Annotated in this window: 17 protein-coding genes; 7 read left to right on the top strand and 10 right to left on the bottom strand. The window is 66.2% G+C overall.

Annotation, left to right across the window (positions count from 1 at the left end; all coding sequences use genetic code 11):
* The first annotated feature begins 88 nt into the window (after positions 1-88).
* From CA236_RS14765 to CA236_RS14755, 3 genes are all read left to right on the top strand, one after another.
* Positions 89-589, top strand: a complete 501-nt coding sequence (locus CA236_RS14765; RefSeq protein WP_241212688.1) for an Lrp/AsnC family transcriptional regulator — start codon at positions 89-91, stop codon at positions 587-589.
* 247 nt (positions 590-836) lie between these two features.
* Positions 837-3323, top strand: coding sequence for a TonB-dependent receptor (locus CA236_RS14760; RefSeq protein ID WP_241212687.1), 2487 nt, complete (start codon positions 837-839; stop codon positions 3321-3323).
* Positions 3324-3365: 42 nt separating this feature from the next.
* Complete coding sequence (locus CA236_RS14755) at positions 3366-5087, top strand: amidohydrolase family protein (protein WP_241212686.1); 1722 nt, start codon at positions 3366-3368, stop codon at positions 5085-5087.
* A gap of 45 nt (positions 5088-5132) precedes the next feature.
* On the opposite strand, the gene CA236_RS14750 is transcribed toward CA236_RS14755, so the two are convergent.
* Positions 5133-5588, bottom strand: coding sequence for an Lrp/AsnC ligand binding domain-containing protein (locus CA236_RS14750; RefSeq protein ID WP_046406818.1), 456 nt, complete (start codon positions 5586-5588; stop codon positions 5133-5135).
* Between the two features lie 98 nt (positions 5589-5686).
* Between CA236_RS14750 and CA236_RS14745 the strand changes: the two genes are divergently transcribed.
* Together CA236_RS14745 and CA236_RS14740 are read left to right on the top strand one after the other, a co-directional pair.
* Positions 5687-7096: an amino acid permease gene (locus tag CA236_RS14745; protein ID WP_046406831.1), complete on the top strand. Its 1410-nt coding sequence runs from the start codon at positions 5687-5689 to the stop codon at positions 7094-7096.
* Between the two features lie 36 nt (positions 7097-7132).
* Positions 7133-9493 (top strand): TonB-dependent receptor, encoded by a 2361-nt coding sequence (locus tag CA236_RS14740; RefSeq protein ID WP_125946154.1) that lies wholly within the window; start codon positions 7133-7135, stop codon positions 9491-9493.
* 34 nt (positions 9494-9527) lie between these two features.
* Here the strand turns inward: CA236_RS14740 and CA236_RS14735 are convergent, their stop codons facing one another.
* The 3 genes from CA236_RS14735 to CA236_RS14725 form a co-directional block, all read right to left on the bottom strand.
* Positions 9528-10772: an acyl-CoA dehydrogenase family protein gene (locus CA236_RS14735; protein WP_241212685.1), complete on the bottom strand. Its 1245-nt coding sequence runs from the start codon at positions 10770-10772 to the stop codon at positions 9528-9530.
* A gap of 96 nt (positions 10773-10868) precedes the next feature.
* Positions 10869-11786 (bottom strand): LysR family transcriptional regulator, encoded by a 918-nt coding sequence (locus CA236_RS14730; protein WP_125946153.1) that lies wholly within the window; start codon positions 11784-11786, stop codon positions 10869-10871.
* Positions 11783-12424, bottom strand: a complete 642-nt coding sequence (locus CA236_RS14725) for a flavin reductase family protein (protein WP_241212684.1) — start codon at positions 12422-12424, stop codon at positions 11783-11785. Before CA236_RS14725 ends, CA236_RS14730 begins: the two co-directional genes overlap by 4 nt.
* Before the next feature lie 289 nt (positions 12425-12713).
* On the opposite strand from CA236_RS14725, the gene CA236_RS14720 reads away from it, so the two are divergent.
* Both CA236_RS14720 and CA236_RS14715 read left to right on the top strand, forming a co-directional pair.
* Positions 12714-14471: a DUF885 family protein gene (locus tag CA236_RS14720; protein WP_125946151.1), complete on the top strand. Its 1758-nt coding sequence runs from the start codon at positions 12714-12716 to the stop codon at positions 14469-14471.
* 82 nt (positions 14472-14553) lie between these two features.
* Positions 14554-17190: an ATP-binding protein gene (locus tag CA236_RS14715; protein ID WP_241212683.1), complete on the top strand. Its 2637-nt coding sequence runs from the start codon at positions 14554-14556 to the stop codon at positions 17188-17190.
* A gap of 73 nt (positions 17191-17263) precedes the next feature.
* Here CA236_RS14715 and mnhG read toward each other — a convergent pair whose 3' ends face one another.
* The 6 genes from mnhG to CA236_RS14685 are packed head-to-tail and all read right to left on the bottom strand — an operon-like array spanning position 17264 to position 23246.
* Complete coding sequence (gene mnhG / locus CA236_RS14710; RefSeq protein ID WP_197075289.1) at positions 17264-17638, bottom strand: monovalent cation/H(+) antiporter subunit G; 375 nt, start codon at positions 17636-17638, stop codon at positions 17264-17266.
* Complete coding sequence (locus CA236_RS14705; protein ID WP_206430588.1) at positions 17635-17910, bottom strand: K+/H+ antiporter subunit F; 276 nt, start codon at positions 17908-17910, stop codon at positions 17635-17637. The genes mnhG and CA236_RS14705 overlap by 4 nt, the downstream gene beginning before the upstream one ends.
* 2 nt (positions 17911-17912) lie before the next feature.
* A complete protein-coding gene (locus CA236_RS14700) occupies positions 17913-18404 on the bottom strand; it encodes a Na+/H+ antiporter subunit E (RefSeq protein WP_231621817.1) in 492 nt (163 codons plus the stop codon).
* Positions 18401-20014, bottom strand: a complete 1614-nt coding sequence (locus CA236_RS14695) for a monovalent cation/H+ antiporter subunit D (RefSeq protein WP_046406826.1) — start codon at positions 20012-20014, stop codon at positions 18401-18403. The genes CA236_RS14700 and CA236_RS14695 overlap by 4 nt, the downstream gene beginning before the upstream one ends.
* Positions 20011-20349, bottom strand: coding sequence for a Na+/H+ antiporter subunit C (locus CA236_RS14690; protein ID WP_046406828.1), 339 nt, complete (start codon positions 20347-20349; stop codon positions 20011-20013). The genes CA236_RS14695 and CA236_RS14690 overlap by 4 nt, the downstream gene beginning before the upstream one ends.
* Positions 20349-23246 (bottom strand): monovalent cation/H+ antiporter subunit A, encoded by a 2898-nt coding sequence (locus CA236_RS14685; protein ID WP_206430585.1) that lies wholly within the window; start codon positions 23244-23246, stop codon positions 20349-20351. The genes CA236_RS14690 and CA236_RS14685 overlap by 1 nt, the downstream gene beginning before the upstream one ends.
* Positions 23247-23492 lie beyond the last annotated feature (246 nt).

Below are 23492 nucleotides of genomic sequence, written 5' to 3'. Positions count from 1 at the left end.
AGTCCCCTGCTGACCGGTGCAACGATAATGCGCGCGGCGCGAGTGGTGTGCGCTTGATATGGCGGGTAAAAGCAACAATCACTCGCGAATGGCGCGATCCCCCTCTCACCGCCCCGGCCAGCGCCGGGCGAAGCTCGACCCGTTCGACCGCGCGATCCTTCGCGTGATCCAGCGCGACAACAAGACGCCGCAGCGCGCGATTGCCGAGGCGGTCAACTTGTCTGCGGCGGCGGTGCAGCGGCGGATCGCGGCGATGGAAGCGGCGGGGATCATCACCGCCAATACCGCCGTCGTGGATACTGCCGCGCTGGGGCTGGCGATTACGGCCATCGTCGAGGTGCATCTGGTCGATGAGCGCGCAGCGACCGTCGACGCGGCCAAGGCGCTGTTCCGCGCCGATGCCGACGTCCAGCAATGCTATTACGTCACCGGCGGGATCAGCTTCGTCCTCGTCATCCTGAGCACTGACATGGTCGCCTATGAGGAGACGACGCGGCGGCTGTTCGCGCACAATCCGGCGGTGGCGACGTTCCGCAGCCTGATCGCGCTCGATCGCGTCAAATCGGGAAACAGTGTGCCGATCGCCTGAGCTTCGGCGCGAGCGACAAGGTGGCGCGACATTGCCTTCCTGTGGGCCGGAGTGACGAAACAATGTCCCCTCACTCGCTTCATTGCCGAAGGATCTGCTTTTTATCGATCATTAAAGATGCAACAATTCTGTTATCGCGCCCCAGAAACGGAACACTTTCGGTCGCCGCAAAGCTAATCTCCGCATGAAGGTTACGGGGTGAAGCGCCAGCAGGCGCAGCCACCGCAGCAAGATGGGGGAAATATCGATGATGGGACGTAATGGCGCCGCCCGGCGCCAGGCTGGTTTGCGTGCGCTTCTCCTCGGCAGTGTCATGGCGGTGACGCCAAGCCTCGCCGCAGCGCAGGACGCGCCGCCGCCACCGGCGGAGTCCCCCAGCACGGAGGCGAGCGCCCCCTCCTCCGGCGCCGACGGCGAGATCGTCGTCACCGCGCTTCGTCGAAATACCCGCATCCAAGACACGCCGATCGCGATCTCGGCAACCTCGGGCGAGACACTCGCCGCATCGGGCACCACCAGCTTCACCGAACTGACCCGCACCGCGCCGTCGCTGCGCATCGTCGACAGCGGGCCGGGCAGCCGACGCGTGCTGATCCGCGGCATCACCTCCGCCGGCGAGCCGACGGTGGGCGTCTATTATGACGAGACGCCGGTGTCGGGATCGGTCGGGACCACCTCTGACTCAGGTGGCAGCACGCCGGACTTCCGCCTGTTCGACGTGGAGCGCGCCGAGGTGCTGCGCGGGCCGCAGGGCACGCTCTTCGGATCGGGATCGATGGGCGGCACGCTGCGCATCATCTTCGAAAAGCCCAAGGCCGACCGGCTGGAAGCGGCGTTCAGCGGCAACATGACCGCCGTCGAGGGCGGCGGGCCCGGCTTCTCACTCGACGGGATGATCAACCTGCCGATCGTCGAGGACAAGATCGCGCTTCGGATCGTGGGCAATTACAACAAGTTCGCCGGCTACGTCGACAATATCATCCTGACCGACGATCCCAACGCCGGCAACGTGGCCGATACCAGCCCTGATCCGCGCTACCTGCGCAACGTCAAGAACATCAACGACGGCGAAAGCTATGGCGGGCGCGCGCTGCTGCGCATCACGCCGACCGAAGACCTGACGATCGACCTGTCGGCGACCTATGAGCATGTCGACGCGCCGATCCCGCTGTGGCGGCCCGATTTCTCGCGCGCCAACGGCCTCGATTTTGCCAGCAACATGCACGCGGACAATATCAACGAGGATAACAACCGGATCTTCAGCGGCACGATCCGCTACGATTTCGACGCGTTCAGCGTGATTGGCACGACGAGCTATCTCGATCGCGATTTCACCCGCACCTACGACGTCAGCGACACGTTCAACGGCCGCGTCGGCACGGTGCAGAATGCCGAGGGCCGCTTCGTCAACACGCTGAACTCCGCCGGCACGCGCGAGGGCTGCCGTCGGTATCAGCTGGGCATCACCGCGGCCGCCAACACCACGCAATGTACCGCGGACCAGCTGACCGGCTATTTCAACGCAACGGTGCCGCTGCAATCGTCGGCGCTGTACCAGCCGCAGAAGCTGAACAATTGGGTGCACGAGCTGCGCCTGAGCTCGACCAGCGACAGCCCGTTCCAGTGGACCGTCGGCGGCTTCCTGGAAAGCCGCGATACCGAGGTGCGATCGCTGCTGCTGGTGGCGAGCCCGGAGACGGGTGCGGTGTACAGCCCGTCGACGCCAGGCGCGATCGCCTATGACCGGACGATCAACGACGAGCTGCGGCAGAAGGCGGCGTATGCGGAATTGAGCTACAAGCTGGCCGACCAGCTGACGCTGACCGCCGGCGCGCGATACTTCAACTTCGAGCGCAAGGTGGGCGGGCGGATCGACGTCGGCCAGATCCACTACAGCTCGCGCGTGACGCCCTATACCGAGGCGAATTACGAAGAAGACGGCCTGATCTACAAGTTCAACGTGTCGTGGCAGCCGACCACCCGGCTGCTATTCTATGCGCAGGCCGCGCAGGGCTTCCGACCCGGCGGCGTAAACCAGGTGATCGGCCTGCCCGCCGAGCGCGCGGCCTATACCTCCGACAGCCTGTGGAATTACGAGATCGGCGCCAAGACCACGCTGGCGCGCGGCGTGTACCTGAACCTGGCGGGTTATCGCATCGACTGGGACAATCTGCAGGTGTCGGCGCGGACTGCGGGGACCGGTTCGGTATTCGGGCTGATCTCCAACGCGGGCGCTGCACGGGTATGGGGCGCGGAGGCCGAGCTGTCGGCCAATCTACTCCCCGGCCTCTCGTTCAATGGCGCGGTCGGCTACACCGATGCCAAGCTGTCGGAGGACCAGGTCAGCGATTTCGTGGTGGCCACCGGCCGCCGCGGCGACCGCATCCCCAACGTGCCGCGCATCAGCGCCTCCGCCTCGCTCGATTACAAGCGCCCGGTGTCGGACACGCTGACCGCCACCGCGCGGGTCGATGCGAGCCATGTCGGCTCCTTCTACAGCACGCTCAGCCCGACAGACATATACCGCCGCAAGATCCCCGCTTATGAACTGGTCAACCTGCGCTTCGGCATCGAGGGCGTGGACAGTGACTGGGGGGTATATCTGTTCGCCAACAACCTGCTGAACGACACTGCCATCAACCAGATGAGCGCGAACGCCAACACGGGCGGGATCACCAACGCCGTCAGCATCGCACCGCGCACTTATGGGCTGAACCTGATGCGGCGGTTCTGATCCGCCGCGTCACGCCCCCGCCCATCTATTCAAGGATCGACCATGGCCCTGTTTCGCCTGTTGAACACTCGCCTGCTGATGCTGTCCTCGGCCGCCGGCATGGCATTGGCCGGACCCGCGCTGGCGCATGAGGAAAAGGCGCCGCGCGCCGCCGCCGCGGCAGCCGCGCCCGCCGGTAATCAGCCCGGCGCCGCCCCGGCCCGCGCGGCCGGCGAAGGCGCGGGGCCGTTCCGCCGCCTCGTCATCCGCGGCGCGACGCTGATCGACGGTACCGGATCGGTGCCGCGCGGCCCGGTCGACATCGTCGTCGAGGGCAATCGCATCGCCGACATCCGCCAGGCCGGCTGGCCGGGCATGGCGCTGGCGCAGAACCGCGCGCCGCAGGATTTCGACCAGGAGATCGACGCAACCGGCATGTACGTGCTGCCCGGCTTCGTCGACCTGCACACGCATTTGCCGGCCAAGGACAAGGCGCCCGACGCATCCTACGCCTACAAGCTGTGGCTGGCGCATGGCGTGACCACGGTGCGCGGCGTGTCGCTCGCCTCCCCGTCCTTCACCAGCAATGAAAAGGCGCGGTCGGCGCGCAACGAGATCGCGGCGCCGCGCATCTTCAACTATCAGACGCTGGGCGCCGGATGGTCCGGCGGGCGGATCTCCAGCCCCGAGAAGGCGCGCGAATGGGTGCGCTGGGCGGCCAAGAACGACATCGACGGGATCAAGTTCTTCGGGCGCGAGGATGAAACCCCCGCGGTGATGAACGCCGCGATCGACGAGGCGCACAAGAACAAGATGGGCACCGTGGCCCATCTCAGCCAGACGGGCGTTTCCGATTTCAACGGTGCGATCGCCGGCCGCGCGGGGCTGGACACGATCACCCACTTCTACGGCCACATGGAATCGCTGCTGAAGAACCACACGATCCAGAAGTTCACGCCCGACTATAATTTCTACAACGAGCTGCATCGTTTCGCACAGGTCGCCGACATCAAGGACGAGATCTATGATGTCGGGTCGGAGCAATGGTGGGATTACCTGAAGGAGCAGAAGGCGAACGGGGTCACGTTCGACCCGACGTTCAATATCTATGCCGCCTCGCGCGACCTGATGCGCGCCCGCAATGCGGACTGGCAGGGAAAATATACAACGCCGCAGCTGTGGAATTATTTCCAGTCGACCCGCGACAATCACGGATCCTATTTCTTCGACTGGACCAGCCAGATCGAAACCAACTGGAAGGGCTTCTACAAGAACTTCTTCCAGCTGATCCATGATTACAACCAGATCGGTGGCCGGGTGACGGTGGGGACCGATTCCGGCTTCATCTACAAGGTCTATGGCTTCGCCTATGTCGAGGAACTGGAATTGTACCAGGAGGCGGGGCTGACCCCGCTGGAGATCTTCCGCGCGGCGACCGTCAATGGCGCCAAGACGCTGATGGAGCCCAAGGGTCAGGAGCCGGAGTTCGGCGCCGTGCGGCGCGGGATGCTGGCCGACCTCGTCATCGTGCCGGAGAACCCGCTCGCCAATCTGAAGACGCTGTACGGCACCGGCTATGTCCGGCTGAACCCCGAGACGAACAAGCAGGAGCGGATCGGCGGCGTGCGCTACACGATCAAGGACGGCATCGTCTATGACGCGCCCCGCCTGCTCGCCGATGTCGCCGCGATGGTCGAACGCGAGAAGCAGGTGGTGCCGACGCCGGTGTCGCCGCCGGTCATTCCGCAGGAACCGCCCTTCGCCACCGCCACGCCCGCGTCCTGATGCCGGTCGGGCGTCCCTGTTGACCGGGGCGCCCGGCCCACCGGCTCAGATCGGGAGGGCAGTCGTGTACTTCACCTCTTCCAGCACGGCGAAGGTGCGCGTTTCGCGGATGCCCGTCATGTGGAACAGCGAATTGCCGAGGAACGCGCGATAGGCGGCCATGTCCTCGACCCGCGCCTTCAGCAGATAATCGAAGCCACCGGCGACCATGTGGCATTCCAGGATCTCGGGCATGTCCTGCACCGCCGCCGCGAAATCACCCAGCACGTTGCTGGTTGTGCGATCCAGCATCACTTCGATGAACACCAAGAGCGCCCGATCAAGCTTTTGGGGGTCGAGCAAAGCGACGATGTCGCTGACATATCCCTGTTCACGAAGCTTGCGCAGACGATCGAAACACGCTGATGGGGAAATTCCGGCCTGGGCCGCAAGCTCCTGATTGGTGATGCGGCCATTGCGTTGGAGAACCCGAAGAATATTCCGATCGATCACATCAAGCATGGCAGACCTTCGGGAGGGAGCAGGAACGACAGACTATCCTGGCGAACCTGCTGCGCAACAAGGATCTGCTAAGACGGCATGAAGAAGGGGAATTGAGCGTGGCACGCTGGAATAAACGCAAGATCATCGCGCCACGGGAGGCCGGAGGGGAACAGCAGCTGAAAGCCACGCTGTCGTGGCCGCATCTGCTGGCGATGGGTGTCGGCGCGATCGTCGGCACCGGCATCCTGACCCTGATCGGCGTCGGCGCGGGCAAGGCCGGGCCGGCCGTCATCCTGTCCTTCGTCATCGCCGGCCTGATCTGTGCCTGCGCCGCGCTCGCCTATGCCGAAATGGCGACCATGTATCCCGGATCGGGCAGCGCCTATACCTATACCTATGCCGTGATCGGCGAGCTGGCCGCCTGGGTGATCGGGTGGAGCCTGATCCTCGAATACAGCCTGGTGGTCAGCGCGGTAGCTGTCGGCTGGTCAGGCTATGCCGCGCCGTTGCTGCAGGGGACGTTGGGGATACCCATGTCGTTGATGCAGGGCCCGGAGCTTGGCGGGCTGGTCAATTTGCCGGCGATCTTCATCATCGGCGTGGTCGCGACGCTGCTGCTGCTCGGCACGCGTGAGAGCGCGACGCTGAACGCGCTCCTCGTGCTGGTGAAGATCGTCGCGCTGATCGTCTTCGTCGTGGTCGCGCTCCCATATTTCAACGCCGACAATTTCCACCCGTTCGCGCCGAACGGCTTTGCGAAGTCGACCGGGCCGGACGGCGTCGAGCGCGGGGTGATGGCCGCCGCAGCGATCATCTTCTTCGCCTTCTACGGCTTTGACGCGATCGCGACCGCAGCGGAGGAAACCCGCAAGCCGCAGCGCGACCTGCCGATCGCGATCATCGGATCGATGGTGGCATGCGTCATCATCTATGTCGCCGTGGCGGCGGCTGCCGTCGGCGCCCTGCCCTACACCAGCTTTGCCAGCAGCCCCGAGCCGCTGGCGCTGATCCTGCGCGAGTTGAACCAGCCGGGCGCAGCGACCTTCCTCGCCGGATCCGCGGTGATCGCGCTGCCGACGGTGATCCTGGCGTTCCTGTACGGTCAGTCGCGGATCTTCTTCGCGATGGCGCGCGACGGGCTGCTGCCAGCATCGCTCGCCCGGCTGTCGAGCCGGGGCAGCCCGGTGCGTATCACCATCTTCACGGCGGTGATCGTCGGGGTGATCGCGGGCGTCTTCCCGCTCGACGAGATCGCCGCACTCGCCAATGCGGGGACGCTGGCAGCCTTTGCCGCGGTCGCGCTGTGCATGATCCTGATGCGCCGCCGTGCGCCCGATCAGCCGCGCGCCTTTGCCACGCCGCTGCCGTGGCTGGTCGGCGGAATCGCGATTGCCGGCTGCGCCTATCTGTTCCTGAGCCTGCCGGCGCAGACGCAATTGTATTTCGTGCTGTGGAACGGCCTTGGCATCGGCATCTACCTGCTGGTGACGATGATGAAGAAGCCGCAGGCCGACGTTCAAGGCTGATCGCAACGCGGGGGTGACGCGCATCGCCCCCGCCCCTTGACCAAGTGGCGTCCGCTCCATAGCGGGCGCCGGCTTGGCGCGCTGCGCCGGCTGTCGGGGGAATATGTGCGCAACGTCATGATGATAGCGGCTGGCCTCGCCGCCGTGCCGGCCAGTGCGCAGGTGGCACCGGACTCCGTTGCACCAGCAAGCCCGCGGGATGTTGCGCGTGGCGAGGTGCTGGGCGAGCCGCTGGGCGACATCGTCGTCACCGCGCAGCATCGCGAGCAATCGGCGCAGCGTGTGCCGATCGCGATCACCGCGCTGAGCGGCGCGCGGCTGGAGGCAGAGGGCGCGGCCAACCTCGACCGCATCGGGGCGGCGGTGCCCAACCTGTACCTCGCGCGAAACTTCGGGACGAGTTCGGGCGCGCTCGTGTTCCTGCGCGGCGTGGGCGAAGGCGATTCGATCTTCACCAACGATCCGCCGGTCGGCATCTATGTCGACGACGTGATCCTGCCGCGGTCGACGGGATCGCTGCTCGACCTGATCGATGTCGAGCGGATCGAGGTGCTGCGCGGCCCGCAGGGGACGCTCTACGGCCGCAATACGAGCGGCGGCGCGATCAAATTGGTGATGAAGCGGCCGACGCTGGACGCGGTGAGCGGCGCGATGGACGTGACGCTGGGGAGTTACCACCGGCTGGACGCGCGCGGTGCGATCAACGTGCCGCTGGCCAGCGATGTCGCGGTTCGTGTCTCCGGCCTGTCGCGCAACCAGCGCGGTTGGGGGCGCAACCTGATCAATGGCGCGCGGGTCAACGGGCAGGACGTGCTGGGGGGCCGGGTATCCTTGCTGTGGGAACCGGATGCCGCGCTGACGATCCTGGCGACGGGTGACCTCACCCGCGATCGATCGGGGCCGCGTTTTCCGCAGCGGTTCCAACCCGATCCCGCCGCCCCCGGCCGCATCACCAACCGCTTCGTTGCGCCGAATGGAGATATCGACAATTTCCTGTCCGCCGACACCGATCCGCTGAACAGCACCGACAGCGGCGGGCTGTCGCTGCGTGCTGATTATCAGTTGGGCGGCGGGATGAAGCTGTCGTCGATCACCGGCTATCGCGCGCTGCGATCGCGCATCGGGTTCGACCAGACTGCCAATCCGCCGGGGGTCGGCAGCAACGTGATCCTGTTGCAGGATCAGCGGCAGCACAGCGTCAGCCAGGAAGTGCAGCTGACCGGATCGGCGCTCGGCGAGCGTGCTGAATGGGTCGCCGGCGCCTATTATTTCCACGAGCATAATGACCAGCTGACCGCCGTCAGCCTGGCGACGCCCGCGCGGTCGGATGCGCGGTTCCGCAACGGTGATTTCTTCAACGCGCCATCGCGCGGGGCGGGGACGAGCGGCAATTGGTCGCCCTATGAGCCGCGGCTCGATACTGACAGCTATTCGGCGTTCGGATCAATGACGGTCGCGCTCGATCCGCGCGCGCATGTGACCGCTGGCTTGCGCTATACCGATGAGCGCAAGCGCTACGCGGCGCGCTTCCTGACCGCACCCGACACCGTGCTGGTGCTGCCCGATGGGCGCGCGGCGCAGCGGCGGATTGCGCAGCGGTGGACCGACGTGTCGCCGCGCATTGCGGTCGATTATCGGCTGGGGAGCGAGGGAGGCGACAGCGCGCTGCTCTATGCCTCCGTGGCGAAGGGGTTCCGCAGCGGCAGTTTCGATGGGCGGGCGCGCAACATCAGCTTCGCGCTGGACCGGCAGGGCGCGATCGCGCCGGAGACGGTGTGGACCTATGAAGCCGGGGTGAAATCCGACTGGTTCAACCGGCGGCTGCGGGTGAACGCCGGCTATTTCATCAACGATTATATCGACATCGCCTTTTCCGCGTCGCGCGTGACGGCGGGGCCGCCGGAGATCTTTCGCCAGAATGTCGGCGATGCGCGGATTCAGGGGCTGGAGGTCGAATGGGCGGCGAACCCGTTGCCGGGGCTGGAGATCGGCGGGTGGATCGCGACGCTGGCGGACCGCTTCACGCGCCTGGCCTCAAGCCCGGGGTGCGGCGCGTTCGTTGCCGATGAGCGCCAGCTCGACCTGCGGTTCACCCCGTCGTTCCGCTATCAGCTGCGCGCCGCGCTGACCCGGCCGATCGGCGACGCGCAATGGCGTGTGGGCGGCGATGTGAGCGGCGCGTCCGACTATAACATCGCCTTGTGCAACGAGCCGCAGCACCGCGTGACCAACGCCGAAACGGTCAATGTGCAGGCCGGGATCGACTGGCGGGACTGGGGCGTGATGATCGCCGCGACGAACCTGACCGATCGCCGCTACAATAGCGGCAGCGTGGGGACGATCGGTTATCCGATCGCCCCGCGCGAAGTGACCGTGCAGCTGCGCCGGCGGTTCTGACCGCCAGCGCCCCTGCCCCGGTTTCCTGATCGGATCAGTGCAGCGCCAGTTCGTTGCGACCGACGACCATGTGGTGAACCTCATCCGGGCCGTCGGCGAAGCGCAGGTGGCGCACGTCGGCGTAAAGCTCGGCGAGCGGGGTCCATTTCGACACGCCGGTCGCGCCATGGATCTGGATCGCCTGGTCGATGATCTGGCAGGTCTTTTCCGGCACCATCGCCTTCACCATGCTGACCCAGACGCGCGCCTCGCGGTTGCCAAGCACGTCCATTGCCTTGGCCGCCTTCAGCACCATCAGGCGCATCGCCTCAATCTCGATCCGCGCGCGGCTGACGAGTTCGAGGTTCTTGCCCAGCATGATGAGCGAGCGACCGAATGCCTCGCGCGAATTGCCACGCTTCACCATCAGGTCGAGCGCGATTTCCGCCTTGCCGATGGTACGCATGCAGTGATGGATGCGGCCCGGCCCGAGGCGGACCTGCGAGATCTCGAACCCGCGGCCGACGCCGAGCAGGATGTTCTCCTCCGGCACGCGCACGTTGTTGAAGCGGATGTGCATGTGGCCGCGCGGCGCGTGATCCGCGCCAAAGACGTGCATCGGCCCGAGGATTTCGACGCCGGGGGTGTCGATCGGCACGAGGATTTGCGACTGCTGCTGCGAGCTTGGCCCATCCTCGCTGGTGCGGACCATGGTGATCATCACCTTGCAGCGCGGATCGCCGGCGCCCGAGATGTAATATTTCTCGCCATTGATGACCCATTCGCCATTTTCGAGCACCGCCTGGCAGCGGACGTTCTTGGCATCCGACGAGGCGACATCGGGCTCGGTCATCGCATAGGCGGAGCGGATCTCACCGGCGAGCAGCGGCTCCAGCCACTGCTTCTTCTGTTGGGGGGTGCCGACACGCTCAAGCACTTCCATGTTGCCGGTGTCGGGGGCCGAGCAGTTGAGCGATTCCGAGGCGAGCGGCGACTTGCCGAGTTCGGCGGCGATATAGGCATAGTCGAGGTTCGACAGCCCCTCGCCCGTTTCGGCATTGGGAAGGAAGAAGTTCCACAGGCCGGCGGCCTTTGCCTTCTCCTTGGCGCCTTCGAGCAATTCGAGCTGGCCCGGCGCGAAGCTCCAGCGGTCCTCGCGGCCTTCGCCAAGGCGGACATATTCCTCCATGATCGGATCGACGTTTTCGCGAATGTGGCGCTTGACCGCCTCAAAGAGCGGCCGGGCGCCCTCGGACATGCGCAGATCGTCAAGCTCGGGAATGGTGAAGATGTTGGACACGGGGGACGCAAGCCTCTCTTGATGATTGGCGCCAAGGCTAGCGCAGCGCGGATCATGCGCGAAATGACGTTTGTCGATCACGCACATGAGCACCATTCATGGCGTGCTGCCGGCAAAGGTTTCCTGCACCAGCGCCCGCAGCCAGGCATTGCCCGGGTCCCGCGCGGCACTTTCGTGCCAGAGCAGCTGGAGCGGCCATGCCGCGATCCGGAACGGCAGCGGCAGTACCTGGTGGTCAGCGACCGGCCTCAGCGCACGGGCATGGGCATCGAGCAGGGTCAGGATCATGTCGCTGCGCGCCACCGTCTGCCATGCCGACCAGATGTTCTGGCAGCGGACGCGCACGGTGCGCGACAGGCCTTTGGTGGCCAGCGCCTGATCCTCGAGCCCCAGCCCGGTTGAGCGGGGCGAGGCGTGGACGTGGTCGCAGGCAAGATAGGTCGCGAGATCGATCGCGCCGTCGATCGCCGGGTGACCGCGCCGTGCCGCGACGACCATCGTATCGGTGCGCAGCGGCTCGGCAAGCAGGCCGTCGATCGCCGCGCTTGGCACGTCGATCGCCATGTCCAGCTCGCCATGCGCCAGCGCGGCGGCGATCTCGCTGCGCCGGAAATTGACGCTGACCAGCGTCGCGCCGGGCGCCTGTGCCAGTGCGCGCGAAACGAGATCGGCAAAGAAGCGCGCCTCGTTCGCCTGGCGCAGCCCGATGCGAAAGCTGCGCTGCGTGGTGGCGGGATCGAAACGCGCGGCGGCGACCAGCGCCTGTTCCACCATGCCCAGCGCGTCGCGCACGGGACCGATGATTGCGCGCGCGAGCGCGGTCGGCACCATGGCATTGCCGAAGCGCACGAAAAGCTCGTCATCAAAGGCGACCCGCAGCTTGGCCAGCGAGTGGCTGATCGCCGATTGCGTCAGGTGCAGGTGCCGCGCCGCCGCGGTCACGCCCCCGCGCGAATAGATCGCCTCGAACACGCCGAGGAGGTTGAGGTCGATCCGACTGATCGGCCGGGTCATTCGCCCCGTCGCGCCGCGGCGGCTGCCGCGCGATCCGGGTCAAAGGCGGGGCGCTTCATGGTGAAGGTGTCGCTGTTGCGCAGATAGGTGCCGGTGCCATGGACGCGGCCGATCAGCCCCATGGCGGCCGTATCGAGATGGAGGCGTTCGCGATCAGTGACGAAGGCGTCCTGGACATGCGCGACCACCACCTCGCCCACGGCGATCACCTGGCGCGGGCCGATCTCCAGCATCTCGCGCCGGACGCATTCGAAGCTGACCGGCGCGCTGGCGATCAGCGGCGGTGTCACCCGGCTGGCGGGACGCGTCGCGATGCCGGCATAATCGATCTCGCTGACATTGCGCGGCGCATCGACGCAGGAGAGGTTCATCGCCTCGGCATCCGCCTCGCACACCAGGTTGATGACGAATTCACCGGTGTCGAAGATGTTGGTCGCGGTGTCCTTGTTCGCGCCCGACGCGTCCTTCAGCAGCCCCAGCACGACGAGCGGCGGATCATCGCCCATCGCGTTGAAGAAGCTGTAGGGCGCGGCGTTCACCACGCCGTTGCGCCCGCGCGTGGTGACCCAGGCGATCGGCCGCGGCGTGACGGTGGACACCAGGATCTTGTAGCGGTCGCGCGGCGCGAGATCGGACATGACGAACTGCATGCCGCCAGCGATGTCATCATCGGGCGGCGGGTGAAAGAGACTTGTCGCGTGCAGCCACGCGCCGCCGCTTTCGATCCCCCCGCACAACCGGGATGATCCAGATCAGTGACAAAGCAGCGTAACAGCGCCCCCGCCTACGACAATCACACTTTGTGTTGCTGGACCCCCGGCCCCATTGCTGACAAGGATGTAGGCAAGCAAAAGATGGTAACGGGGGAATGCATTGACGCAGGGATATACACGCCGGTCGCTTATCACATCGGCCGCGGCGGGAACGATGCTCATCGCATTTCCTGCCGCCGCGCGCACCAGGACGACCAGCACGGCCATTCCAAACCTGCTGACCCGCCAGTTTGAAGAACGGCTGACGCTAAATCCCGAAATGGCGACCTTCTTCGGGATTGATACTGGAGAACGGGCATCATTGCGCAGCCGGTTCAGTGAAAGTTCGTTGAGTGGACTTGACCGGGCGAGGCGGACGACGGCGAAACATCTTCGCGAGCTTCAGGCCATGCCGGACACTGATCTTTCCGATGAGCACCGGCTGGAACGCGAGGTATCGCTTTTCGACCTGGAGGCGCAGCACGCGCTGAACAGCTTTGCCTATCACGCCGGCAGCGGCCCCTATGGGCCGACGCCGCTGGAATCCGCCTATCAGAACAGCACGCTGTTGCTCCGCGACTTCCATCCGGTCACCAGCCGTGACGATGCAGAGGCCTATCTTACCCGGCTGGCGCTGATACCGGGGCTGATCGACGGCGAGAGCGCGCAGATCACGCGCAATGCGGCGGCCGGCGCGATCGCGCCGCGCGTGATCGTGGCGCAGTTGATTGCCATCCTGACGGCGGCTCGGGACGCTGATCCTGCCAAGGACGGGCTGGTCACCGCGATCGAGACCAAGGCCTCCGCACTAAAGCTGGCCGGCTATGGCGCGCGAGCACAGACAATCGTGGCGGATGGCATACGGCCCGCGCTGACGCGCCAGATCGCGGCGTTGCAGGCCGTGCTGCCGCGGGGAGCGGACGGCGCCAAGGCGGGCGTGGGCGTAGGCCGATTGCCCAACGGCGCTGCCTATTACGAAGCCTGCCTGCGCATGCATACGACGACGGACATGACGGCCGACGCGATCCACGCATTCGGCGTGGCGCAGGTCGCCACGCTCTCGACGCAGATTGACGCTCTGCTGAAAAGCCAGGGAATGGCGAGTGGCAGCATGAAGCAACGCACCAGCGCGCTGGCCGTCACATCCGACCAGGCATTTCCGGATACGGAGGAGGGGCGCGCGGCGATCATCGCGTACCTGAATGACCGGCTGGACCGCGTGAAGAAGAAGCTGCCCGAGGCATTCGGGCAGCTACCCAAGAACGGGTATGAAATCCGCCGGATGGCGCGGGAGATGGAAGACGGCAATCCGTTCGGTGTCGCCTACCCCGGCGCCGCCGATGGCAGCCGGCCGGGCGTCTTCTTCATCAACCTGCAATCGATCAGCGACTGGCCGCGCTATACGCTGCCGACGCTCGCCTTTCATGAAGCGGCGCCTGGGCATTTGTTCGACATCGCGCTTCAGCTCGAGGCCGGCGAGCTGCCGCTGTATCGCCGCACCTGGTTCTTCAACGGCTTTCGTGAAGGCTGGGGCCTGTATGCGGAGCAGGTCGCGGACGAACTGGGCATGTATGACGATGATCCCACCGGGAAGATCGGCTATCTGCAAAGCCATCTGTTCCGCGCTGCGCGGCTGGTCGTCGATACCGGCATCCACAGCCGTGGGTGGGATCGCGAGCGGGCGATCGACTATCTGACCGAGCATAGCTCGATGACACGCGATGGCGCTGCCAAGGAAGTGGACCGGTATATCGTGATGCCAGCGCAGGCCTGCAGCTACATGATCGGTCATACGACCTTCACCCGGCTGCGCGACGAGGCCAGCAAGCGGCCGGGCTTTGACCTTCGCGCCTTCCATGACTTCGTGCTGCAAGGCGGGGCGATGCCACTGACGGTGCTGGAACGCCGGTTGAAATCGTGGCCAAGCGCCTGACAACCGGTAACCATTTAACGGATTGGACTATAGCCTGCGCGGATCGTTGGCGTTACTCGCACGCGATCCGCAACCGGGGCCCATGACATTGACGATCCGCAGTATCGAGCATGAGCTCTACAGTGACATCTTCGTAGGCGACAGTGAAATGGCGCGGCTGATGCGCGCCCATGACTGGTCCGCCACGACGCTTGGCGATCCCGACTGTTGGCCAAACGCGCTGAAGGTGGCGCTTCGCCTGCTGCTGACGTCGCGGTTCGAGATGTGGCTCGGCTGGGGCTCCGACATCCATTTCTTCTACAACGACGCCTATCGCCCGACGCTGGGCAACAAGCATCCGCAGTCGCTGGGCACCCCGACGCGGATCCTGTGGGCGGAGATCTGGGACGACATCAAGGATCGTCTGGCGACCGTCTACGAGCAGGGCCAGTCGACCTGGGACCGCGCGCTGCTGCTGGTGCTGGAACGCAACGGCTATCGCGAGGAGACCTACCACACCTTCTCCTACAGCCCGCTGATCGGCGACACGGGTGCGGTGGAGGGCGTGTTCTGCGCGGTGTCGGAGGAGACCGATCGCGTCATCAGCGAGCGCCGGCTCGAATCGCTGCGTGAGCTCGCCTCCGGCCTCGCCGCGGCGCAGGGCCGCACGCAAGTGGTGGAGGCGGTGCAGACCGGCCTTGCGCATAACCGTTCGGACCTGCCGTTCAGCATCGTCTATCTGTTTGGCGAAGACGGTGCGCCGCAGATGGCGGCCCATGCCGGGATCGCGGCCGATCATCCGCTGACGTCGGCAGAGTGCTGGTCGCTTGACCGCTTATCCGACAACAACGCGATCCTGGTCGAGGATGCGCCGCCCGGCGACCTGCCGACCGGCAATTGGGACCGTTCCCCGTCGCGCATCGCGATCGTTCCGCTGGGTGCGCAGGTCGGGCACCGGCCGCGCGGCGCGCTGGTGGTCGGGCTCAACCCCTATCGCCCGGCGAGCGACCAATATCTGAGCTTCCTCGACCTGCTGGGCGGGCAGATCGCCTCCGGTCTGGCGAGCGCCGACGCGCTCGAGGCGCGCACGCGCGAGCGCGACCGGGTGCGCGACCTGTTCCGTCAGGCGCCCAGCTTCATGTGCATCGTGACCGGGCCCGATCACCGGTTCGAGCTGGTGAACAACGCCTATCTGCAGCTGGTCGGCCATCGTGACCTGATCGGCCTGTCGGCGCGCGAGGCGCTGCCGGAGATCGCCGGCCAGGGCTATTTCGAGCGGCTCGACCACGTCTATTCCACCGGTGAGCCCTATATCGGCCGCAACGTGCCGGTGATCGTCGAACGGCAGCCGGGGGCTGCGCCCGAGGAGCGGTTCGTCCACGTCGTCTACCAGCCGATCCGCGGCGAGGACGGGCGCGTCACCGGCATCTTCGTCGACGGTTATGACGCGACTCACCAGAAGCGCGCCGAGGACCAGCTGCACCAGCTGAACGAGACGCTGGAGCATCGCGTCGCTGAGCGCACCGAAGAACTGCGCGCCGCGCTGGAGAAGCTGCACCATGAGGCGGCCGAACGCGCGACGATGGAGCGCGCACTGCAACAGGCGCAGAAGCTGGAAGCGCTGGGCAAGTTGACCGGCGGGGTGGCGCACGATTTCAACAATCTGCTGCAGGTGATCAGCGGCAATCTGCAATTGCTCACCCGCGATGTGGTGGGGAACCCGCGTGCGGAAAAGCGCGTCGAGAATGCCATGGCGGGCGTCACCCGCGGCGCCAAGCTTGCCTCGCAATTGCTCGCCTTCGGCCGGCGGCAGCCGCTGGAACCCAAGGTCATCAACCTCGGGCGGCTGGTGCGCAGCATGGACGACCTGCTGCGGCGGTCGATCGGCGAGGACGTTGAAATCGAGACGATCGTCGCCGGGGGGCTGTGGAACACGCTGATCGACCCGAGCCAGATCGAGAATGCGATCCTGAACCTCGCGATCAACGCACGCGATGCGATGGCGAACGGCGGGCGGCTGACGATCGAGGCGAGCAACGCCTTCCTCGATGACGAATATTGCCGCCAGCATGAGGACGTGAATCCCGGCCAATATGTGATGATCGCGGTGACCGATACCGGTAGCGGCATCCCCCGCGAGCTGATCGACCAGGTGTTCGAGCCATTCTTCAGCACCAAGCCGGAGGGCAAGGGCACCGGGCTGGGGCTGTCGATGGTCCATGGCCTCGTCAAGCAGAGCGGCGGCCACGTGAAGATCTACAGCGAGGTGGACGAAGGAACGACGATCCGCCTGTACCTGCCGCGATCGGCCGAGGATGAGGATATCGTCACCGAGATCAGCGCGGGGCCGGCACGCGGGGGGTCGGAAACCGTGCTGGTGGTTGAGGACGACGACGAGGTGCGCGAGACCACCGTCGCGCTGCTGACCGAGCTTGGCTATCGCGTGCTGAAGTCACGCGACGCGCTGAGCGCGCTCAGCGTCGTCGACAGCGGCATCCCGATCGACCTGCTGTTCACCGACGTGGTGATGCCGGGGCCGCTGCGCAGTCCGGAGCTGGCGCGCAAGGCGAAGGAGCGGTTGCCGGAAATCGCGGTACTGTTCACGTCCGGCTATACCGAGAATGCGATCGTCCATCACGGACGGCTGGACCCGGGCGTGGAGCTGTTGTCGAAGCCCTATACGCGCGAGGCGCTGGCGCGGAAGGTGCGCCATGTGCTGGGGTCGCGAACGGCCCCGTAGCGCGCGGCGGCGGCCTGCCTGCGGCGATGATCGGCCTCGGATGGCGCAGGACCGGACAAGCCCTGGCCAGCGTTTAATCGCGCCGGTCGGGGGCGTCGCGATCGTGCGCCAGATCGACCGCGCTCCCCTGTTTTTCCGCGCGCGTGCGATAGAGCGCGGAGCGGGCGAGGAGCATGAAGGCGGCCGGCGCGGTGCAGGTCAGGAACAAGACGACGAGCAGCTCGTGAATCGACGGGCGGGTGCGCAGGACCGAGAAGCAGACGATCGAGGCGCTGACGATCAGCAGCATCCCGAGGCTGGCGCCGAGCGTCGGCGCGTGGACGCGGTCAAAGAAGGAATTGAGCCGCAGCAGGCCGATCGACCCGATCAGCGTGACGCCCGCGCCGGCGAGCACGAGCAGACCGACGAGCAGCGCTGCCCAGCCGGGAAGGTCCGGTGCCTGGATCATTCGATCACCTCGCCGCGCATCAGGAATTTGGACAAGGCAACGGTGCCGACGAAGCCGAGGAGCGCGATCGTGATGGCGGATTCGAAGTACAAGGTGCGCCCCGTCTGGATGCCGAAGGTGAGCAGCAGCAGCATCGCATTGGTGAAAAAGGTGTCGAGCCCCAGCACGCGATCCTGCGCGCGCGGCCCCATGGCCATGCGATAGGCTGCACACATCATCGCCGCGCCGAGCATGACCTGCGCAGCCGTGATGGCGAGGGCGAGGACGATCATCGTCACCGTTCAAAGATCTCCATCAGCAGCGATTCATACCGGCCCTTGATCAGCTGGATCCAGCTTTCCTCGTCCACCAGGTCGAGCACGTGGAGCAGCAAGGTGCCGCGGCGGCGATCGAAGTCGACCCACAGGGTACCCGGCGTCGCGGTGACGATCAGCGCGAGGCAGGCGATTGCCTGCCGGTTGGTGAGCGAGATGGGGATGGTGATGAAATCGGCCACCCGGTCGCGCCGGCGCGAGACGATGATCGCCGCCACCGCTAGGTTGGAGCGCAGGATATCGACCGCGACATGGCCGAAGAGCCGCGGCAGCGGGCGAAGGTTCACCCGGATGGGCGGGCCGGCGTAGAGCGCGGCAAAGGCGTGCGTAGCGAGCAGCGCGGCGGCCGCGCCGAGCAGGATCTGCCCGGGCGACACCGACTGGGTGAGCATCAGCCAGATGCCCAGCAGCGCCAGCGCGAGGAGCGGATGCGGGAGCAGGCGGCGGATCATGGCCGCCCCTCCTGCGCGGCGATGCGCGAGGCACCGAGCACGGCTTGGACATAGCCCTGTCGATCGCCGAGCGACTGGCCCGCGCGCTCCATGTAGCGCATCACCGGCCCCGCGAAGACCATGAGGCCGAGGCAGACGACGAGCAGCAGGCCGACCGGCACCGCCTCGCTGACGCGCAGCGCAGGCTGCGGCATGTCCGACGGGCCCCAGATGAGGTCGATGCCCGCACGGCTGGTGGAGATCAGCGTGGCCAAGCCCGAGCCGATCATCAGCGCGATCAGCACCCAGGTGGCAGGCGCGACCTTTTCACCCAGGTTCAGCAGGCCGTCGATCATCGCGAACTTGGCGATGAAGCCCGACAGCGGCGGAAGCCCGGCGATCAGCAGCGCACAGAAGGCGAAGCCGCCGCCGATGATCGCCAGCGTCGCCGGGATCACGACGCCGACCTCCGTCTCGCGTTCGTCGGGCGGGCCGGCATATTCATCGTCGAACACCGGCTCCCCCACGGCGAGCGGCCCCATGTCACGCCGGTCGATCAATTCGATCAGCAGGTAGAAGGCGCTGATGCCGAGCGTCGAGCTGACCAGATAGAACAGCGCGCCGGCAAGGACGTCGCCCTCCCCGGCGCCGACCGCGGCGAGCAGCGTGCCGGCCGAGACGATCAGCGAATAGCCGGCGATGCGCGTCAGCGTGCGGACCGCCAGCACGCCGATCATGCCGAAGGCGATCGTCGCCATGCCGCCGAACAGCAGCCATTCCTCACCGAAGTTGCCGCCCTGAATGCCGAACAGCAGGAGATAGACGCGCAGCAGCGCGTAGATGCCGACCTTGCTGAGGATCGCGAACAGCGCCGCGACCGGCGGCGCGGCGGCGGCATAGGTGCGCGGCAGCCAGAAGCCGAGCGGGTACATGCCCGCCTTCACCAGGAAGGCGATGCCGAGGATCGCCATGCCGCTTTGCAGCAGCGCGAGATTCTCCGGGCCGACGGCGCGGATGCGCAGCGTCAGATCGGCCATGTTGAGCGTGCCGGTGACGCCATAGACCATCGCCGCGCCGATCAGGAACAGCAGCGAGGTCGCCACGTTGATCGCGACATAATGCAGCGCGGCCTTGATGCGCGCCTTGCCCGATCCGTGCAGCAGCAGGCCGAAGGACGCCGCCAGCAGGACCTCGAAGAACACGAACAGGTTGAACAGGTCGCCGGTCAGGAAGGCGCCGTTCAGCCCCATCAGCTGGAACAGGAACAAGGCGTGGAAGCGCGGCCCGGCGCGGTCCCAGCGCGCGGTGGCATAGATCAGCGACGTGAGGCCGAGGGTGCTGGTAAGCACCAGCATCAGCGCGGACAGCCAGTCGAGCACCAGCACGATGCCGACCGGCGCGGGCCAGTTGCCGACCAGATAGGCGACGGTCGCACGCTGCCCGGCGAAGCCGGCGGAGGCGACCTGCATGAGGAGCGCGATCGAGACGCCCAGCAAGGCAGCGGCGGTGCCGAGCGCGATCACGCGCTTTGCCACCACGCGCTGCTCCTTCAGCAGCAGGATGATCGCCGCCGCCACCATCGGCAGCAGCACGGGAGCGATGATAAGATGACGTGCCCAGTCCACCGTCATTCGCCGTCGTCCCCGTCGACATGGTCGGTCCCGGTGATGCCGCGCGAGGCGAGCAGGACGACGAGCAGCAGCGCCGTCATCGCGAAAGAGATGACGATCGCGGTCAGCACCAGCGCCTGGGGCAGCGGATCATCATAGCCGCTGGCATCCCCGGCGATGGCGCCGACGATCGGCGGGGCATCCACCTTCAGCCGGCCCATCGCGTAGATGAACAGGTTCACCGCATAGGACAGGAGCGACAGGCCAAGGATCACCTGGAAGGTGCGCGGGCGAAGAATCAGCCACACACCCGACGAGGTGAGGACACCGATGCCAAGGGCGAGAACAAGCTCCATCAGACGTGCTCCGGCGCGGGATCGACCGGCGGGCTCTTGCGCCGCACGGGGGTGCGGATCGACTGGTGTGCGATCGCGATCAGGATGACGCCGGTGGCGCCGACCACCAGCAGATAGACGCCAAGGTCGAACAGCAGCGCGGTCGCCGCCGGCACCTTGCCGATCACCGGCAGGTCCAGATAGCGGAACCAGGAGGTGAGGAACGGCCGGTCGAACAGCATCGCGCCCGCCCCCGTCCCGGCCGCGCCGAGCAGGCCGATCGCCATCCAGTTGATCGGCCGGACCCGGAGCCGCGCCTCCACATGGCGGGTGCCCGACGCGATATATTGCAGCACCAGCGCGATCGACATGGTGACGCCGGCGGCAAAACCGCCGCCCGGCAGGTCATGCCCGCGGATCAGCAGGTAGAGCGCGAACACGATGATGACCGGGAACAGCCATTCGATGATCACGCGCGGCGCGAGCAGATAGTCGGAGAGCGTGTCACCGCGTTCCCGGCCCTCGCCCGCGTCGTCATAGGCGTCCTGCCGCAATTGCTGCTTGGGCAGGCCGACGCTTTCGCCAGCCGGGCGGAAGCGGCGCAGCAGCGAGAAGACGGTCAGCGCGACGATCGCCAGCACGGTGATCTCGCCAAAGGTATCAAAGGCGCGGAAATCGACGAGGATGACGTTCACGACATTGCGGCCACCCGCCGCGACATAGGATTGCTCCACAAAGTAGCGCGAGATGGTCGCCGGCAGCGGGCGGGTCATCACGGCATAGGAGATGAGCGCCATGCCAGCGCCGGCCAGCACCGCGAGCAGGAGATCGCGCCCGCGGCGGAAGCGTACGCGGGACGGCGTATGATGTTCGGGCCAGACGTCGGGCAGGCGCTGCGGCAGCCAGCGCAGGCCCAGCAGCAGCAGCACCGTCGTCACCGTCTCGACCAGCAGCTGCGTGAGCGCGAGATCGGGGGCGGAAAGCCAGACGAAGCTGATGCAGCTGATCATGCCGACGCCCGACACCAGCACCACCGCAGCGAGGCGATGGTATTTCGCCTGCCAGGCGCCGGCGATGGCGAGCACCGCGCCGATCACCCACAACATGCCAAAGCCCGGATCCAGCACGGTGCCGAGCCGCGTACCCAGCGAATAGCCGTGGCTGAGGAAGGGGAGCACGCCCGCAAGGCAGGCGACCGAGACGAGGATGCGCAATTGCGGCTGCAGCCGGCTGGTTCCCGCGCGCGGCAGGACCCAGCGGGCGCCGGTGACGAGCCAGTAGAGCGCGGCATCGAACATGCGGCGGCCCTTGAGCAGGCCGACGAGCGGCGGCGCGCTCATCGCGTTCAGGCGGCGGGCGAAGATCACATAAGCAAAGGTGCCGAGCACCATCGCCACCACGCTCAGGAACAGCGGGAAGTTGAACCCGTGCCAGATCGCCAGGCTGTACACCGGCATGCGTTCACCGAGCACCGAAGCGGCGGCGAGCGAGAGCACCGGGCCGATGGTGATCGCCGGGACGATCCCGATGAGGAGGCAGGCGAGCACCAGCACCTCGATCGGCACGCGCATCCAGCGCGGCGCCTCGTGCGGGACACGATCGAGCTGCGGCGGCGGGCCGAAGAACGTCTTGTGGATGAAGCGCACCGAATAGAGCACGCTGAAGATCAGCGCGACCGTGACGAGATAGGGCAACGCCTGATCGAGCCAGGTGTCGTTGTAATCCTCCAGCGCCTCGGCGAGCAGCATTTCCTTCGACAGGAACCCGTTGAGCAGCGGCACGCCGGCCATCGCCGCGGCCGCGACCATCGCAAGCGTCGCGGTGATCGGCATGAAGCGGTAGAGGCCGCTCAGCTTCCTCAGGTCACGCGTACCCGCCTCATGATCGATGATGCCGGCGGCCATGAACAGCGATGCCTTGAAGGTCGCATGGTTCAGCGTGTGGAAGATCGCGGCGACCAGCGCGAGCGGGCTGCCGATCCCCAGCAGCAGCGTGATGATGCCGAGGTGGCTGATCGTCGAATAGGCGAGCAGCCCCTTCAGATCCTGCTGGAAGATCGCCGCCCAGGCGCCGATCATCAGCGTCGCGATGCCGGTGAGCGTGACGACGAAATACCAGGTGTCGGTGCCGGCCAGCACCGGCCACAGCCGCATCATGACGAAGATGCCGGCCTTCACCATCGTCGCCGAGTGGAGATAGGCGGACACCGGCGTCGGGGCGGCCATGGCGTGCGGCAGCCAAAAGTGGAACGGGAATTGCGCGCTCTTGCTGAAGGCGCCGATGAGGATGAGGATCAGCACCGGCTTGTACAGCGGATGCGCCTTGATCGTCTCGCCGGCGGAAAGGACCACCTGCAGATCGTAGCTGCCGACGATCTTGCCGATCAGCACCACGCCGATCAGCAGGCACAGCCCGCCCGTCGCGGTGACGAGCAACGCCATCCGCGCCGCGGTGCGCGCGCTTTCATTCTGGTGCCAATAGCCGATCAGCAGGAACGAGACGAGGCTGGTCATTTCCCAGAAGAAGGCCAGCTGGACGAGGTTGCCCGACAGGACGAGGCCGAGCATCGCGCCCATGAAAGCAAGCAGGAAGGAGAAGAAGCGCGGGACCGGGTCTTCCGGCGACATGTAATAGCGGGCGTAGAGGACGACGAGGAAGCCGATCGCCAGCACCATCATCGCGAACACCCAGGACAGGCCGTCGAGCCGAAGCACGAGGTTCAGGCCGAGCGAGGGCAGCCATTCGACACGGCTTTCGAGCAGGCCGCCGCCCGCCAGCGCAGGATACAGCAGCCCCACCAGGATGGTGCCCGCGAGCGCCGTTACCCCGGCGATCGATGCGGCGGCGGTACGCGCGCCCGGCCGCAACAGCGCGGCGGCGAGGCTCCCCGCGAACGGGAGCAGAAGGATCAGCCACAACAGGCCTGTGCCAGACGTCGGTATCCCACGACCTCCAATGGATGCGATGATTTCGGCAAAGCCAACGGTTCTGGGGGACTATCGCGAAAAACGCGCGAGTGCCACCCCCACGAACGGACAGATTTGCCGCCAACCACCGCGCCGGTAAGGCCCACGCAGCGAAAATCCCTGGATTGTGAAGGATGTGGCGACGGGTGGCGGGTCGGGGGTGGCGCTCGCGCGTTTTTCGCGATAGTCCCCCAGAAC

It is taken from the genome of Sphingomonas sp. ABOLG, assembly GCF_003950435.1.
Taxonomy (GTDB): domain Bacteria; phylum Pseudomonadota; class Alphaproteobacteria; order Sphingomonadales; family Sphingomonadaceae; genus Sphingomonas; species Sphingomonas panaciterrae.
The sequence above is the reverse complement of the archived record's forward strand: the minus strand, read 5'-3'. Positions and strand labels throughout refer to the sequence as shown.

Coding starts and splice junctions, on each gene's coding strand:
- CA236_RS14750 (WP_046406818.1), bottom strand. CDS start 5,588: ATGCTTGATGTGATCGATCGGAATATTCTTCGGGTTCTCCAACGCAAT.
- CA236_RS14720 (WP_125946151.1), top strand. CDS start 12,714: ATGCTCATCGCATTTCCTGCCGCCGCGCGCACCAGGACGACCAGCACG.
- CA236_RS14755 (WP_241212686.1), top strand. CDS start 3,366: ATGGCCCTGTTTCGCCTGTTGAACACTCGCCTGCTGATGCTGTCCTCG.
- CA236_RS14765 (WP_241212688.1), top strand. CDS start 89: ATGGCGCGATCCCCCTCTCACCGCCCCGGCCAGCGCCGGGCGAAGCTC.
- CA236_RS14760 (WP_241212687.1), top strand. CDS start 837: ATGATGGGACGTAATGGCGCCGCCCGGCGCCAGGCTGGTTTGCGTGCG.
- CA236_RS14700 (WP_231621817.1), bottom strand. CDS start 18,404: ATGATCCGCCGCCTGCTCCCGCATCCGCTCCTCGCGCTGGCGCTGCTG.
- CA236_RS14715 (WP_241212683.1), top strand. CDS start 14,554: ATGACATTGACGATCCGCAGTATCGAGCATGAGCTCTACAGTGACATC.
- CA236_RS14730 (WP_125946153.1), bottom strand. CDS start 11,786: ATGACCCGGCCGATCAGTCGGATCGACCTCAACCTCCTCGGCGTGTTC.
- CA236_RS14705 (WP_206430588.1), bottom strand. CDS start 17,910: ATGATCGTCCTCGCCCTCGCCATCACGGCTGCGCAGGTCATGCTCGGC.
- CA236_RS14725 (WP_241212684.1), bottom strand. CDS start 12,424: ATGTCCGATCTCGCGCCGCGCGACCGCTACAAGATCCTGGTGTCCACC.
- mnhG (WP_197075289.1), bottom strand. CDS start 17,638: ATGATCCAGGCACCGGACCTTCCCGGCTGGGCAGCGCTGCTCGTCGGT.
- CA236_RS14695 (WP_046406826.1), bottom strand. CDS start 20,014: ATGACGGTGGACTGGGCACGTCATCTTATCATCGCTCCCGTGCTGCTG.
- CA236_RS14690 (WP_046406828.1), bottom strand. CDS start 20,349: ATGGAGCTTGTTCTCGCCCTTGGCATCGGTGTCCTCACCTCGTCGGGT.